We start from the raw sequence: 13,325 nt of genomic DNA, 5'->3' as shown, positions 1-13,325 counted from the left end.
TCGTATCCGAGGATCAGGAGGCGGTGAAGGCGCTCACGTCGCCGACGAGCCGCGTGTTGTCCTCGGGGACCGGATCGATGACCGCCTTCGCGACCTCGGCCGCGAACTCGGACACGTTGTACAGGCGCCCGGCCGACTCGCGGCGCTCCGCAATGGCCCCGGGGTTCGCACGCTCCAGGAGCGTGGCCGTGATGGTGCCCTCGATCATGTCGCCGGAGACCACGGTGAAACCGACGCCCTTCTCGGCGAGACCGGGGATGAGCTCGCGCAGCGCATCCTCACCGGCGCGCTTGGAGAGGGCGACCGGCTCGTACTCCGGCATCGTCGGGGTGGTGCGGATGAAGTGGGCCTGGTGGCTGGTCACGAAGACGACACGGGCGCCGTCGTCGAGCAACGGGGTGGCCGCGTTCAGCACGTTCAGCTGCGCGTCGCGGTTCAGCGTGAGGGCGTAGTCCTCCGCCATCCCGGACTCCATACCGCCGGAGGCGTTGAGCACGAGCACGTCGAGGCGGCCGAACTCCGCGCGCACCGCGTCGAACATGGCGTCCACCGACGCCGTGTCAGTCAGATCCGCGCCGACGACGAGGACCCTCCGACCGAGCTCGCGCAGTTCTGCAGCGAGCTTCTCCGCGCGCGGAGCCTTGTTGCGGAAGTTGATCACGACGTCGGCGCCCGCCTCGGCGAGGTAGCGGACGGTGTCGGCGCCGATCCCCCGGGACGAGCCGGTCACGAGGGCGACCTTGCCGTCGAGGGATCCTGCGGGAAGAACGTCGGTCACGGTGACTCCTCATGATGCGTGAAACGCCGTGAGCGCACGGCTCTCTCACATTACCAAGCGGTCGCGAGGGCACCCCGATCGCCGGGGCAGCGCGTGATACGTTGACCACAAAGGAGGCCGAATGGACAACTTCTCGACTTTCGTCGTGTTCATCGACCAGTGGGCGTGGATCGGATGGCTGGTCCTCATCGCCGTCTTCCTCGTGATCGAGATGCTCTCGCTGGACTTCACGTTCCTCATGCTCAGCTTCGGCGGCCTGGTCGGACTCGTCACGGACTTCCTCGGCGTGCCGGTGTGGATCCAGATCATCATCGCCGGCATCGCTGCCGCCCTCTTCATCCTGTTCCTCCGGCCTCCGCTGCTGCGGCGGCTGCATCGCGGCGCCGACCCGGCCCGGTCGAACGTGGATGCTCTGGTCGATCTGCGCGGCTTCGCACTGAGCGACATCACGCAGGTGTCCGGGCAAGCCAAGCTCGCCAACGGCGACACCTGGACGGCCCGCTCGTCCTCCCCCGTGCCCATCCCCCAGGGCGCTCCGATCGCCGTCACCGCCATCAACGGCGCCACGGCGATCGTCCGTCCCCTCAACGACTAGGAGAACACGTGGACGACGCATCGTTCATCCCCACGGTGATCATCTGGATCCTGGTGATCGCGGTCATCATCTTCGTGATCGTCACCATCGCCAGGGCCATCCGCATCATCCCCCAGGCGACCGCGGGTGTCGTCGAGCGGCTCGGCCGCTACCACAAGACCCTCTCCCCTGGGCTGAACATCCTGGTGCCCTTCATCGATCGCCTCCGCCCGCTGATCGACATGCGCGAGCAGGTCGTCTCCTTCCCGCCCCAGCCGGTGATCACGGAGGACAACCTGGTCGTGTCGATCGACACCGTCGTCTATTTCCAAGTGACGGACGCGCGCGCGGCGACATACGAGATCGCCAACTACCTCGGCGCCGTCGAGCAGCTCACCACGACCACGCTGCGCAACGTCGTCGGCGGTCTCAACCTCGAAGAGGCACTGACCAGCCGCGACAACATCAACGGGCAGCTCCGCGTGGTGCTGGACGAGGCCACCGGCAAGTGGGGCATCCGCGTCGGTCGCGTCGAGCTGAAGGCCATCGACCCGCCCGTCTCGATCCAGGACTCCATGGAGAAGCAGATGCGCGCCGAGCGGGACCGTCGTGCCGCCATCCTCACGGCGGAGGGCACCAAGCAGTCCGCCATCCTCGAGGCGGAGGGTCTGCGGCAGGCGGAGATCCTGCGGGCGGAGGGCGACAAGCAGGCGGCCGTGCTCCGTGCCCAGGGCGAGGCGGAGGCGATCCAGAACGTCTTCAGCGCGATCCATCAGGGCGCTCCCGACGACAAGCTCCTCGCGTATCAGTACCTCCAGATGCTGCCGAAGATCAGCGAGGGCCCGTCCAACAAGCTGTGGATCGTGCCCAGCGAACTGACGGAGGCACTGAAGGGCATCGGCAGCGCCTTCACCCCGAAGCCGGGCCAGGGGCCCACGGACCCCGCACCCCGCGTGTGACGCACCCGTTCTTCACGAACGCCCGCTCCCCGCGGATCTTCGCGCATCGCGGTCTGGTGACCGCCGCAGGCGAGGAATCCGGGGTGTGGGAGAACACGGCGGGGGCCTTCGCCGCCGCGCACGCGGCCGGCGTCGAGTACATCGAGACCGACTGCCAGGTGACCGCCGACGGGGACGTCGTCCTGGTGCACGACCCCGACCTGCGCCGCCTCGCTGACGACTCGCGCGCGGTGAGCGAGGTCCGCACCCGTGAGCTGCGTGCACTCTTCGCCGATCACGGCGGGCTGCTCACCGTCGGTGATGCGCTCTCGTCCTTCCCCGACGTGCGCTTCAACATCGACGTCAAGACGCCGGCTGCGGCCGGACTCCTCGGCCCCGTCCTCGCCCCGCACACCGAGCGCGTCCTGATCACGAGCTTCTCCGACGCGAGCCGTCGAGCGACGGTCGAGGAAGTGAGACGCGCCGGGGCCGCGCAGCGCCCCGCCACGTCGGGCGGACGCCGCACGATCGCCTCGGCCCGCGCGCTGTCGGCCCTCCGCCTCTCCCCCGCGCGTGCCCTGCGTGACATCGACGCGCTCCAGATACCGGAGCGTCGTGGCGCCCTGACCGTCCTCACCCCCGCGCTCCTGCGGGCGGCGCATCGGGCCGGGATCGAGGTGCACGTCTGGACGGTCAACGACCCGGATGAGATGCGTCGTCTCCACCGGATGGGGGTGGACGGGATCGTGTCGGACCGCGCCGACCTCGCGGTCTCGGTCCTCGCTCCAGAGTAGGGCGAGCTCTTTACCCGCCGGCGCTGGGATTCCACTGTGAATACCGCCGAGATCGCGGTCACGTGGATGAAGCCCACAGGCTCGAGCGTTATACCTGACAGCGACGAGAGGACCACACAATGGCAGATCGCAGCCTGCGCGGCATCCGACTCGGCGCCCAGAGCCTACAGAGCGAAGAGGGCGTCGTTTTCATGGAGCGCCGTGAGACCACCTACACCTGTGACACGTGCGGACACGACACCACCCTGATGTTCGCGGCCGACGCCGAACCCCCGCAGACCTGGGAGTGCCGCGCCTGCGGTGCTGAGGCCCGACTGCAGGTCGACGGTCAGTCCGTCACCATCGAGGCGAGCGACGAGAAGTCCGCCCGCACGCACTGGGACATGCTGATGGAGCGCCGCACCCGCGCCGAGCTCGAGGAGCTCCTCGAAGAGCGGCTCGCCTTCATCCGTGCCCGCCGCGGCGCGGGAGAAGATCCCACTAGGGAGAAGATCGGCGCCTAACGCCGACGGGCGCGCCACCACCCGACCACGAGCGCGCCCACCCCGCCCCACAGCAGCACCTGCTGCACCCAGGGGCCCAGGACGACACCCGCCGTGAGGCCGGAGCGCAGCTCGACATCCTCGAGCATCGCTCCGGCCTCATCCGCGTCCAGGCTGGTGATGGTCCGGCCATCGTGGCGGATCACCTGACTCGTGCCGACCGTGGAGATGTTCACCACACTCCGGCCCGTCTCGATCGCCCGCATGCGCGCGAACGCGAGCTGCTGGAGGTTCTCGTCGGTACCGCGGAAGTCCGCGTTGTTGGTCTGGAACACCAGCACCTGCGCGCCGCCGCCGATGCCCTCGAGGATCACGTCGTCGTAGATCACGTCGAAGCAAATCGCGAGACCCACCTTCACACCGTCGACCTCGACGATGGGAGCGTTCGTGCCCGGCGTGTACTCGCGCTGGATGAGCCCGATCAGATCAGGGACCAGCGCATTGAAGAAGGCGCGGTCGGGAACGTACTCACCGAACGGCACGGGGTGGCGCTTGTCGTGCGACTGCGACGCCTCACCGCTCTGGGTCCACAGCATCGACGTGTTGTAGAAGCGGTCGCCTCGCGCGGTCGCCGCGTTGGCGAGCAACGGGGCATCCACCCGATTGGCGACCAAGGTCATCCGGCGGGCGAGAGCCGAGCCCTCGGCGGGATCGGCGTCGAGGGATCCCTCCGGCCACACGAGCAGATCGAGATCCTCGCCGTAGAGGGGCGCAGTCGCCTCGGTCTGGGCCTGGATCACGGAGAACGGTTCGCGCGAGTCGAAGTAGCCCGTCGGTCCGTTCCCCTGCACGGCTCCGATGCGCATCGTCCCCGTGGCTGCCGTCGGGAACAGCGGGGTGAACACCAGCACCACCACGACTGCTGCGGGAACGACCAGCCGCAGCGGACGCCGCCAGGACCCGGTCCGGACCAGCTCGATCACCATGGCCGTCAGCAGCACCATCAGGAAGCTCAGCCCGCTGACCCCCAGCCACGAGGTGACCGGAGCGAGCGGACTCTCGGCCTGACTCATGCCCAGGCGCGCCCACGGGAATCCGCCGTAGGGCCACCAGCCCAGGAAGAGCTCCCGCCCGACCCACAGTGCGGCGACCACCGTCGGCAGGATGAGCAGGCGGCCAGCCGTGCCGGGGAATGCCCGCGGAAGCCAGCGGTAGGCCAGGGCGATGGGGACGAGCGCGACCGCGGTCAGCGCACCCTCGACGACGCTGAGCGCCGCCCAGGGCAAAGGCCCGAGGTAGCGGGAGGTCCAGGACACCAGCAGACCGAAGAAGACGACGCCGTACACGAGGCCGACGAGCAGGGCGCCGCCCGCCCGTCGCCCGATCAACGCCAGCAGCAGGAGCCCGGTGGCCGGGAACGCGAGGATCCACACCGCGGCCTCGGGGAACGCGAGATCCATGAGCACCGCCGCCCAGACAGCAGCGAGCACCGCGCCCCACAGCGGCAGGAGGGCACGCGGGCGGACGGGGACGGACGGATCGGTCACGGCGCTCACCCTCACATCGACGAGTAGGCGACGATGCCCCGCCGCACGCCGTCGAGGGCGAGCCGAGCGGTGCGCGCGAGAGCGGGGTCTTCGGCGACGATCGAGAGCTGGTCCAGCAGGTCGATCGTCTGCTTCGCCCAGCGGACGAAGTCTCCGGCGGCCATGTCGGCGTCGATCAGGACGCGGTCGAGCGCACCCCCACGCGCCCAGGTATGCATCGCCCCCGCAAGGCCGGCGGCCAGGGGCTCGCTGCCGGGCAGCTGGTGATCCCGCTCGAGGTCGTCCAGCTCGGCCCAGAGGGCGGTCGTCCGGTCGTACGCGGCGCGGAACGGGCCCCGGGGCAGACCTCGCTCCCCCGTGTTCGACTCGTCCCGCCGCGGCTCGTGCACGAGGCAGCAGGCCATGGCGGCGAGAGACGGAGCGTCCAGGCTCTTCCAGAGGTCCTGACGCAGCGACTCGGCGACCAGGAGGTCACGCTCCCCGTAGATCCGCCGCATGGTGCGGCCAGCCTCCGTCAGCAGGGTCTCGTCGTCGTCTCGGCGGAGGTAGTCGAGTGTCTCCAGCACCTCCACCACGCGATCGAACACCCGCGCGACGGTCCCGGTGCGGTTCTCGATCTGGCGGCGCGTGCGATCGGTCTGCCTCTTGAGCTTCCAGTAGCGTTCGGCCCACCGCGCGTGCGCCTCGCGATCCGGACAGCGGTGGCAGGGATGTCGCTGCATCTGCGTGCGCAACGACTGGATGCGCTTCATCCGCTTGTCCCGTGCGGCACGCGGCGCGTTCGCGTCCTGCCGGTTCTTCTTCTCCAGGTCGCTGAGCTCACGGCGGATCGCGGCGTACTCGGGGAAGTCGCCGTGCTCGCAGGCCATGGCGGAGCGATAACCGGCAAGAGACTCCTCCGCCTCACGCACCTGGCGCGCCAGGCCGACGACGGCGCGATCGGCCTGGAACTGCGCGAACGACGACTCCAGGATCTGCCGCGCCCTGCCCTTCCCGAACATGTCGATCAGGTTGACGGCCATGTTGTAGGTCGGCCGGAAGCTGGAGTTCAACGGATACGTGCGTCGGGAGGCGAGGGCGGCCACGGCCTGCGGATCCATGCCCTCGGTCCACTGCACGACCGCGTGGCCCTCCACGTCGATCCCCCGGCGACCCGCCCGCCCGGTGAGCTGCGTGTACTCGCCGGACGTGATCGCGACACGCGCCTCGCCGTTGAACTTCTCCATCTTCTCCAGCACGACGGTCCGGGCCGGCATGTTGATGCCGAGAGCGAGCGTCTCGGTCGCGAACACGACCTTCACGAGCTTGCGCTGGAAAAGTTCCTCGACGACCTCCTTGAACGCCGGAAGCAGACCGGCGTGATGGGCGGCCACGCCGCGCTCGAGGTTGTCGAGCCACTCCCAGTAGCCGAGCACACCGAGATCCTCGTCCTGCAGGGTGCGCGTGCGCTCCTCGACGATGGCGCGGATCTCGGCCCGCTCCTCGTTCGAGGTGAGGCGGATGCCCGCGCGCCGGACCTGCTGCACGGCGGCATCGCAGCCGACACGGCTGAAGATGAAGAAGATGGCGGGCAGGAGACTCGACCGCTCCAGGAGCTCGACCACATCCGGGCGATCCATCCGCTCGATGCGACGCGCGTTGGCCGAGCGCACCGGGCGTCGTCCGCCGCGAGGCGGGCGCTGCGCCTGCCGTCCAGCGTGACGGTTGCTGCGATACGACTGCGCCTGCCGATTCGCCTCGTACGTCGAGCCCGTGAAGGAGCGGATCCGCATGAGCTCCTGGTTGACCTGGGCCGTCGCGAGACCCGCCCTGTCGTCGAACAGCGGAAGCAGGTCGTCGCGCACGAGCACGTGCTGCTCCAGGGGCACCGGCCGCACCTCGGACACGATCACCTCCGTGTCGCCCCGCACCGTGTCGAGCCAGTCGCCGAACTCCTCCGCATTCGACACCGTCGCGCTGAGGGAGACCAGACGCACGCGCGGGGGCAGGTGGATGATCACTTCCTCCCACACGGCTCCGCGGAACCGGTCGGCCAGGTAGTGCACCTCATCCATCACGACGTAGCGCAGATCGCGGAGCGCGGCGGAGTCCGCGTAGATCATGTTCCGCAGCACCTCGGTCGTCATCACGACGATGCGAGCGTTGCCGTTGATGTTCGTGTCGCCGGTGAGCAACCCGACCTCGTCGGGGCCGTAGACGTCGACGAGCTCGCGGAACTTCTGGTTCGACAGAGCCTTCATCGGCGTCGTGTAGAACGCCTTGTCCGTCGGGCTCTGCATCGCGAGGTGGATCGCGAACTCACCGACGATCGTCTTGCCCGCTCCGGTCGGCGCCGCGACCAGCACGCTGCGCCCGTTCTCCAGGGCGTGACACCCGGCCAGCTGGAACGGATCGAGCTGGAATCGCTGGCGCGCGGCGAAGGCGACGGTCTGCGGATGGCTCGCCGCGTCCTGCGCCTGCGCGTAACGGTCGGACGGAGAACTCATACGGCGTCAGGGACGATGCCGGCGGCCGCATCCCTCTTCCGTTTGCGCCGATCGAAGAGCAGAGAGAGTCCCGCGGCGGCGAAGAACAGCACGATGAGGATCCCGGCGAGCATCAGCATGCTCACGACGTCGGCGGCGGGAGTCGCGAGGGCGGCGAAGATCGTCGCGATGAGGACCGCGACTCGCCAACCCTTGAGGATGGCGCGACCCGACATGACGCCGGCCAGGTTCAGCGCGACCAGGAACACCGGGAGCACGAACGACACCCCGATCACGATCATCAGCTTGAAGACGAAGTCGTAGTACTCCTGCGCGTAGTAGAAGTTCGTCCCGCCCTCGGGGGTGAAGCTCCACATGAGTTCGATCACGTGCGGCATGATCATGACGCCGAGGTAGCAGCCGGCGAAGAAGAGCGGAACCGCGGCCAGCACGAAGCCGACCGTGTACTTGATCTCCTTGCGCGTGAGCCCCGGCATGATGAACGCCCAGACCTGCCACAGCCAGATGGGCGCGGACAGGAACAGCCCGATCGAGAAGGCGATGCGCATGCGCATGTCGAAGGCCGCGGTCACCGTGCCGAAGTTCAGCGCGCTGAAATCGTCGCCGCGTTTCTCGGTGATGATCCGGATGGGCTCCGTGATGAAGTGGATGACCGGGTCCGCGACGATGAACGCGATCACCATGCCGACCACCAGCGCGAGGGCAGCGTACATGAGACGCTTCCGCAGCTCGACGAGATGCGCGCCGAGCGACATCCGCCGATCCCGGTCGGCCTTCGCCTTCACGGTCGGTTCGATGGCTGCCACGGCCGGTCAGGCGCGAGGCGGAGTCTCAGGTTCGGCGCCCGTGTCCTTCACCGAGGTGGGCTCAGCGACGGCGGACTCGGCGCGCGTCGCATCTTCTTCCTTCATCGCCTTCATCTCACCCTTGAACACGCGGGCGGACTGCCCCATGCTCTTCGCGAGCGCCGGCAGCTTGGCAGCGCCGAAGAGAAGGAGGATGACGGCGAGCACGATCAGCAGGTGCCAGCCTTGCATTCCAGCGAACATATCGACATTCCCGTCGTCGGGGGGCTTTCGTCCCCAGTCTACAGATCAATCCTGCGTATCGGGCTGGTGGTACAGCGCGAGTCCCGCCTCCGCCCACTCGCGCGTCGCCGACCGAGCGACTCCCGGCTCCCGGACTTCCATCGCTCCGCCGAACCTGGCCGCGAGGCGCTTGATGCCCCGCGGGTCCGCCAGATGCAGACGGGCCGTCACGACGCCGTTCGCGGGCTCCATCGCTTCCGCCGGCAGGAACCCGCTGAGCAACGGGGCGAGCCGCTCCGGCACGCGCACCGTGACCTCGCCTTCGTCCTCCAGACCGGCGAACGCCTCGGGAACCTGGTCGCCGCCGTGGGTACTGGGGATGTCGGTCAGCGTCGGCTCGCTCACCCGATCCAGGTGGAAGGTACGCATCGCCTCGCGCATGTGGCACCATCCCTGCAGGTACCACTGCCCGTTCGTGATCAGGATCTGGACGGGATCGACGGTGCGCGTGGTCGGAGTCGAGTCAGGCGCCTGGTAGGTGAACGAGACGGCGACGCCCTGCTGCAGCCCGCGCGACACCACGGAACGGACCTCGTCGACGGCGCTCGGCGCCACGACGACATCGGCGGGGGCATCGGCCGCACCGCGGGAGAGCTTCGAGATCAGACCGGCGACGAGACCCGAGTCGGAGACCGCCGGAACGGCCGCCACCATCTGCAGCCCGGCCAGGAGCGCGGCGGCCTCCCGGGCGGTGAACCGCGGAACCCGGCGCAGCGCGACGTCGTTCGTGATCTCGATGACGTCCTCCAGCTCGAGCAGGTCCCAGTTGATGTCGAACATCTCCTGAGGCTGCTGCCAGAATCCGGCCTCGCCCGGCAATCCGATCACGGTGAGCTTCTCGACCATCGCGCGCATCTCGCGCGGCGTGACGCCGAACTCCTCCGCGGCCTCCGCGAGAGATACCTGCCCGTGCTCGAGCAGGTAGGGAACGAGTGTCAGGTACAGGCGTACGCGATCAGCGGCAAGGAGCGGCTTCTGCTGCGGGCTCATGCGCGTGCCCCCGTGTCGGTGTGCGCCTCCACGACAGCGGACAACCGGGCGACCACGGCGTCACGCAGCGGGGCAGGCTCGACCACCCGTACCTCGGGACCGTACGAGGCCAGCTCGTCGGCGAGGATGTGCAGGTCCACGAATGGCACGCGGATGCCCTGCGCGGCGGCGGTCGCGCGTCGTCCGAGCCTCAGCGCGGCCTCGGTGCCCGGAGTCACCTCCAGAAGCGCGGAGTTCGCCGCAGCGACCTGCTCGAGTCCGCTCAGCGCGCGCTCCCCCGCTCCCTCGCGGAGGGCGGGGTCGAACGACGTCGCGCTCACCGCCACGTCGCCCACGATGCGGCTCAGCAGGAAGGTGCGGTCCTCCTCCACATCCACATCGACCCCGTAGACGTGCCAGCGCGCCTCATAGTCCACCAGTGCCAGCGGCCGGACGCGGCGACGACGCGGCGCATCCTCGCCGGGCTTCAGATAGTCGAACGACACCACACGGCTGCGCTCGATCGCGTCCTGCAGCGGAGAGAAGGCCGCGTCCCGTGCGGTGATGCGCGGAGCGAAGCCGATGATCGGCTCATCGCCGTCGATACCGAGGGCGCGGATCTTGCGCACCCCCGACTGCGCGTCGCCCGAGACCGACTCCGCACTCCACACGCTTCCCGCCAGGCGCAGCACCGCGAGCTCCGCCGCGGTGAACTCGATGTCGCTCGGCAGGTCGTACTCCGCTTGGGGGATGCGGTACCGCGCCTCCCGGAGATCGTTCGGGTCGGCAGCATCGCCGATCGTCTCGATCGGCACGCCGAGCGACCGGAGCTCGTCCTTGTCGCGCTCGAACATCTTCTCCAGGGCATCGGAGCGCGTACCCGCGTCCGCCCGCTGCCGATACCCCGAGACGTTGTCGAGGATCTGCTGCTTCGTCAGCCCGATCTCCGTCGCCATCAGCGCCACGACGAGGTTCGTCAGGCGCTCTTCGGCAGGGATCCGGGCGGCCATCACGGAGCGGCTGAGGGGGCGATGCCGAGGATGTCCACCACGACGGCCATCGCGACGGAGTTCTCGGTCTTCGGGAGCACGACGAGCACCTGCGAGCCGACCGGGTGCCCCACGAGGGCCTCAGCCACGGGGGGTGCGATCTGCGCCATCTGGTCGACGGCCTGCTGGCCCCAGGAGCTCTGGATGACCTTCTTGTCGTCCCAGCCCACGGCCGTGAAGTGAACGAGCGGAGAGTCGTCCTTCGTGACCTTCTCTCCGTCACCGAGGATGAGCGTCTGCACGACCTGCTTCTTCGGTGCGGCGCTGTCCGGGATGATCACGCCGGGAGTGCCGTCGGGAGCACGGACCACGGTCGGCATGCCCTGCGCATCGTTGAACTGCAGCGAGCCCTCGGCGCTCGGGTGGAACGCATCGACGACGTCGACCACGAAGACGGCGACGTCGTCCTCCGCCATGCCGAAGCCCTTGAGATTCGCGGCACCGAAGTCGTCGGGCGTGAGCCCGGCCACGACGCGGCTTCCGGCGGTCGCGCACTCGAGGACGTCGGCAAGGCCGGGCGCCTGCGAGGCCCACGACTCGATGCTGGACGCGCGCGTGCTGTCGCTGTCGTAGGACGTGGCGAACACCTTCTCACCCGTCTCGCCGCTGTAGATCGAGAGCTGCACGATGATCGGCTGCGCGTCGTCGACGATGCGACGGCCGTCTCCGGTCACCGCGTCGGTGAACGACGTCTCGGTCAGGCGGAGGGGACTGAAGATGTCGACGTCGGGCGTGGAGCCGACCTCTCCGTCGACAGTCACGGCGTCGCCGATGCCGTTCGCGTGGCCCGTGCGATCGCACGAGGCGTCGGCGGAAGACGCGGTCACGCTGCACCCGGTCAGAGCGAGGGCGGCGAGACTGAGGGTGGCCAGAACGGCGGACGTTTTACGCACGCGCTCCAGTCTATTCCGTCGACTGCCCGGATTCGCGCGACGCGGCGGCTTGGCGCGCGCCTTCGGCGGCCTTTCCCGCCTCGCGAGCCCGCTTGCGGAGGTTCTTGTCCGTGATCTCGCGGTCGCCGACGGCCCCCGGCGTCCACAGCTCGACGTCGGCGTCGCTGTAGCTGCTCTTCGACGCGCGCCGCTTGACCGACGGCGCGACCGCGCCGGGCGCGAGCCGGCGGGCCGTGAGGAGGAAGCCGGTGTGCGCCACCATCCGGTGATCCGGTCGCACTGCGAGCCCCTCGACGTGCCAACCGCGCACCATGGTCTCCGACGCATCGGGATCGGTGAACAGACCGGTTCCGCGGATGTACTCCGCAACCCTCGAGAGCTGGGTCGCGGTCGCGATGTAGCAGAGCACCACGCCGCCCGGTGTGAGCGCGTCGGCCACCGCGTCGATGCACTCCCACGGGGCGAGCATGTCGAGGACGACCCGGTCGACGGAACCGGCCTCGACCTCGGCGGGCAGGGCCTCGACGAGATCGCCCACCACCACTCGCCAGGTGTCCGGGGTCTCGCCAAAGAACGTCTCCACATTGCTGCGGGCCACGTCGGCGAACTCCTCGCGCCGCTCGAACGAGATCAGGGTCCCGGCGGGTCCGATCGCGCGCAACAGCGACAGGGACAGCGCGCCGGAGCCGACGCCCGCCTCGACCACCGTCGCCCCGGGGAAGACGTCCGCCTGCATCACGATCTGCGCTGCATCCTTCGGGTAGACGATCGCCGCACCGCGCGGCATCGACATCGCGAAGTCGCGCAGCAGGGGGCGCAGGGCCAGATACTCGTGCCCGGAGCTGTTCGCCACGACGGAGCCGTCGGGAAGCCCGATCAGGTCGCGGTGCCGCAGCACGCCGTGGTGCGTATGCAGCTCGCCGTCCTCGCGCAGCGTGACCGTGTGCAGGCGCCCCTTCGGGCCGGTGAGCTGAACGCGGTCGCCCTCGCGGAACGGACCGCTCGGTCGCTGGGTCGCCGTCATCGGGTCGCCTCCGTGGTCGTGTGCGCGCCGAACAGCTCGGCGATGTCCGCGGCACCGCGGAGGTGCAGTGTGGGCCAGAGTTGGTGGGCGCCGAGGCCGTCGAGCGGCACGATGTGCGGCACCCCCAGCGTGAGCGCCCCCGACGCGAGACCCGCTCGCAGCCCCGTCGGGGAGTCCTCGATCACCACGACCTCCGCGATGTCGACATCCAGCAGCGCAGCGGCCTGCAGATACGGCTCAGGGTGGGGCTTGGGATTATCCACGTCGTCGCCGGCGACGACGACGTCGAAGGCCTCGAAGTCGATCAGGTCCACCACGTCCAGGGCCATCCGGCGCAGCGACATCGTGACCAGGCCCGTGCGGATGTCGGCGGCGCGCAGGTCGCGCAGCAGCTCGCGAGCCCCGGGGCGGAACGGCACCCCCTGCGTGCGCAACGCCTGCTGCACGGCGTCGGTGAGGTGCGAGACGATCGCCTCCGGCTCCATGTCGACGCCCGCGTCCTGCAGGATGATCGCACTGTCGAGGAGCCCGCTGCCGACGAGCCGCAGGGCGTCTTCGTGCGTCCAGGTCCCTCCGAACGACTCGACCAGCGCGGTCTCGGCCGCCATCCAGTAGGGCTCGGTGTCGACGAGTGTTCCATCCATGTCCCAGAGGACCGCGCGGGGCTTGCTGCTCACTGAACCCATGCTAGCTGGGCGCGGCC

14 protein-coding genes are annotated in these 13,325 nt (G+C 69.2%); 4 read left to right on the top strand and 10 right to left on the bottom strand.

Annotated elements, in window-relative coordinates; translation table 11 throughout:
- Positions 1 to 13 precede the first annotated feature (13 nt).
- A complete protein-coding gene (locus tag DW297_RS11245; RefSeq protein WP_136032372.1) occupies positions 14 to 778 on the bottom strand; it encodes an SDR family oxidoreductase in 765 nt (254 codons plus the stop codon).
- Between the two features lie 121 nt (positions 779 to 899).
- On the opposite strand from DW297_RS11245, the gene DW297_RS11240 reads away from it, so the two are divergent.
- The 4 genes from DW297_RS11240 (at position 900) to DW297_RS11225 (ending at position 3,587) form a co-directional block, all read left to right on the top strand.
- Positions 900 to 1,373: an NfeD family protein gene (locus DW297_RS11240; RefSeq protein ID WP_136032370.1), complete on the top strand. Its 474-nt coding sequence runs from the start codon at positions 900 to 902 to the stop codon at positions 1,371 to 1,373.
- An 8-nt stretch (positions 1,374 to 1,381) separates the two neighbouring features.
- Complete coding sequence (locus DW297_RS11235) at positions 1,382 to 2,311, top strand: SPFH domain-containing protein (protein ID WP_136032368.1); 930 nt, start codon at positions 1,382 to 1,384, stop codon at positions 2,309 to 2,311.
- Positions 2,308 to 3,084 (top strand): glycerophosphodiester phosphodiesterase family protein, encoded by a 777-nt coding sequence (locus DW297_RS11230; RefSeq protein WP_136032366.1) that lies wholly within the window; start codon positions 2,308 to 2,310, stop codon positions 3,082 to 3,084. Before DW297_RS11235 ends, DW297_RS11230 begins: the two co-directional genes overlap by 4 nt.
- Before the next feature lie 119 nt (positions 3,085 to 3,203).
- Positions 3,204 to 3,587, top strand: coding sequence for an RNA polymerase-binding protein RbpA (locus DW297_RS11225; protein ID WP_136032364.1), 384 nt, complete (start codon positions 3,204 to 3,206; stop codon positions 3,585 to 3,587).
- Here DW297_RS11225 and lnt read toward each other — a convergent pair.
- The 9 genes from lnt to DW297_RS11180 form a co-directional block, all read right to left on the bottom strand.
- Positions 3,584 to 5,026 carry an apolipoprotein N-acyltransferase gene (gene lnt, locus DW297_RS11220; RefSeq protein WP_446724370.1) on the bottom strand — a complete coding sequence of 481 codons (1,443 nt, stop codon included), beginning with the start codon at positions 5,024 to 5,026 and terminating at the stop codon, positions 3,584 to 3,586. The genes DW297_RS11225 and lnt overlap by 4 nt on opposite strands.
- Positions 5,027 to 5,124: 98 nt before the next feature.
- On the bottom strand, positions 5,125 to 7,599 hold the full coding sequence (locus tag DW297_RS11215; protein ID WP_136032360.1) for a DEAD/DEAH box helicase: 2,475 nt from the start codon (positions 7,597 to 7,599) through the stop codon (positions 5,125 to 5,127).
- A complete protein-coding gene (gene tatC / locus DW297_RS11210) occupies positions 7,596 to 8,354 on the bottom strand; it encodes a twin-arginine translocase subunit TatC (RefSeq protein WP_136032443.1) in 759 nt (252 codons plus the stop codon). Before tatC ends, DW297_RS11215 begins: the two co-directional genes overlap by 4 nt.
- Positions 8,355 to 8,411: 57 nt before the next feature.
- Positions 8,412 to 8,648, bottom strand: a complete 237-nt coding sequence (gene tatA / locus DW297_RS11205) for a Sec-independent protein translocase subunit TatA (protein WP_136032358.1) — start codon at positions 8,646 to 8,648, stop codon at positions 8,412 to 8,414.
- A 45-nt stretch (positions 8,649 to 8,693) separates the two neighbouring features.
- On the bottom strand, positions 8,694 to 9,677 hold the full coding sequence (locus DW297_RS11200; RefSeq protein ID WP_136032356.1) for a helix-turn-helix transcriptional regulator: 984 nt from the start codon (positions 9,675 to 9,677) through the stop codon (positions 8,694 to 8,696).
- The gene (locus DW297_RS11195; RefSeq protein ID WP_136032354.1) at positions 9,674 to 10,666 is read right to left on the bottom strand and encodes a helix-turn-helix transcriptional regulator; all 993 of its coding nucleotides are present in this window, start codon (positions 10,664 to 10,666) and stop codon (positions 9,674 to 9,676) included. Before DW297_RS11195 ends, DW297_RS11200 begins: the two co-directional genes overlap by 4 nt.
- On the bottom strand, positions 10,666 to 11,598 hold the full coding sequence (locus tag DW297_RS11190; RefSeq protein ID WP_136032352.1) for an FKBP-type peptidyl-prolyl cis-trans isomerase: 933 nt from the start codon (positions 11,596 to 11,598) through the stop codon (positions 10,666 to 10,668). Before DW297_RS11190 ends, DW297_RS11195 begins: the two co-directional genes overlap by 1 nt.
- A 10-nt stretch (positions 11,599 to 11,608) precedes the next feature.
- Complete coding sequence (locus tag DW297_RS11185; protein WP_136032350.1) at positions 11,609 to 12,622, bottom strand: tRNA (adenine-N1)-methyltransferase; 1,014 nt, start codon at positions 12,620 to 12,622, stop codon at positions 11,609 to 11,611.
- Positions 12,619 to 13,299 (bottom strand): HAD family hydrolase, encoded by a 681-nt coding sequence (locus DW297_RS11180; RefSeq protein ID WP_206251255.1) that lies wholly within the window; start codon positions 13,297 to 13,299, stop codon positions 12,619 to 12,621. Before DW297_RS11180 ends, DW297_RS11185 begins: the two co-directional genes overlap by 4 nt.
- Positions 13,300 to 13,325: the final 26 nt, after the last annotated feature.

The organism is Microbacterium sp. PF5 (assembly GCF_004794315.1).
Classification (GTDB): Bacteria; Actinomycetota; Actinomycetes; order Actinomycetales; family Microbacteriaceae; genus Microbacterium; species Microbacterium sufflavum.
The sequence above is the reverse complement of the archived record's forward strand: the minus strand, read 5'-3'. Positions and strand labels throughout refer to the sequence as shown.

What these genes read in the sequence shown, in the direction of transcription:
- DW297_RS11240 (WP_136032370.1), top strand. Translation starts at nt 900, where the DNA reads ATGGACAACTTCTCGACTTTCGTCGTGTTCATCGACCAGTGGGCGTGG.
- DW297_RS11225 (WP_136032364.1), top strand. Translation starts at nt 3,204, where the DNA reads ATGGCAGATCGCAGCCTGCGCGGCATCCGACTCGGCGCCCAGAGCCTA.
- lnt (WP_446724370.1), bottom strand. Translation starts at nt 5,026, where the DNA reads ATGGATCTCGCGTTCCCCGAGGCCGCGGTGTGGATCCTCGCGTTCCCG.
- DW297_RS11215 (WP_136032360.1), bottom strand. Translation starts at nt 7,599, where the DNA reads ATGAGTTCTCCGTCCGACCGTTACGCGCAGGCGCAGGACGCGGCGAGC.
- tatC (WP_136032443.1), bottom strand. Translation starts at nt 8,354, where the DNA reads ATGTCGCTCGGCGCGCATCTCGTCGAGCTGCGGAAGCGTCTCATGTAC.
- tatA (WP_136032358.1), bottom strand. Translation starts at nt 8,648, where the DNA reads ATGTTCGCTGGAATGCAAGGCTGGCACCTGCTGATCGTGCTCGCCGTC.
- DW297_RS11200 (WP_136032356.1), bottom strand. Translation starts at nt 9,677, where the DNA reads ATGAGCCCGCAGCAGAAGCCGCTCCTTGCCGCTGATCGCGTACGCCTG.
- DW297_RS11195 (WP_136032354.1), bottom strand. Translation starts at nt 10,666, where the DNA reads ATGGCCGCCCGGATCCCTGCCGAAGAGCGCCTGACGAACCTCGTCGTG.
- DW297_RS11185 (WP_136032350.1), bottom strand. Translation starts at nt 12,622, where the DNA reads ATGACGGCGACCCAGCGACCGAGCGGTCCGTTCCGCGAGGGCGACCGC.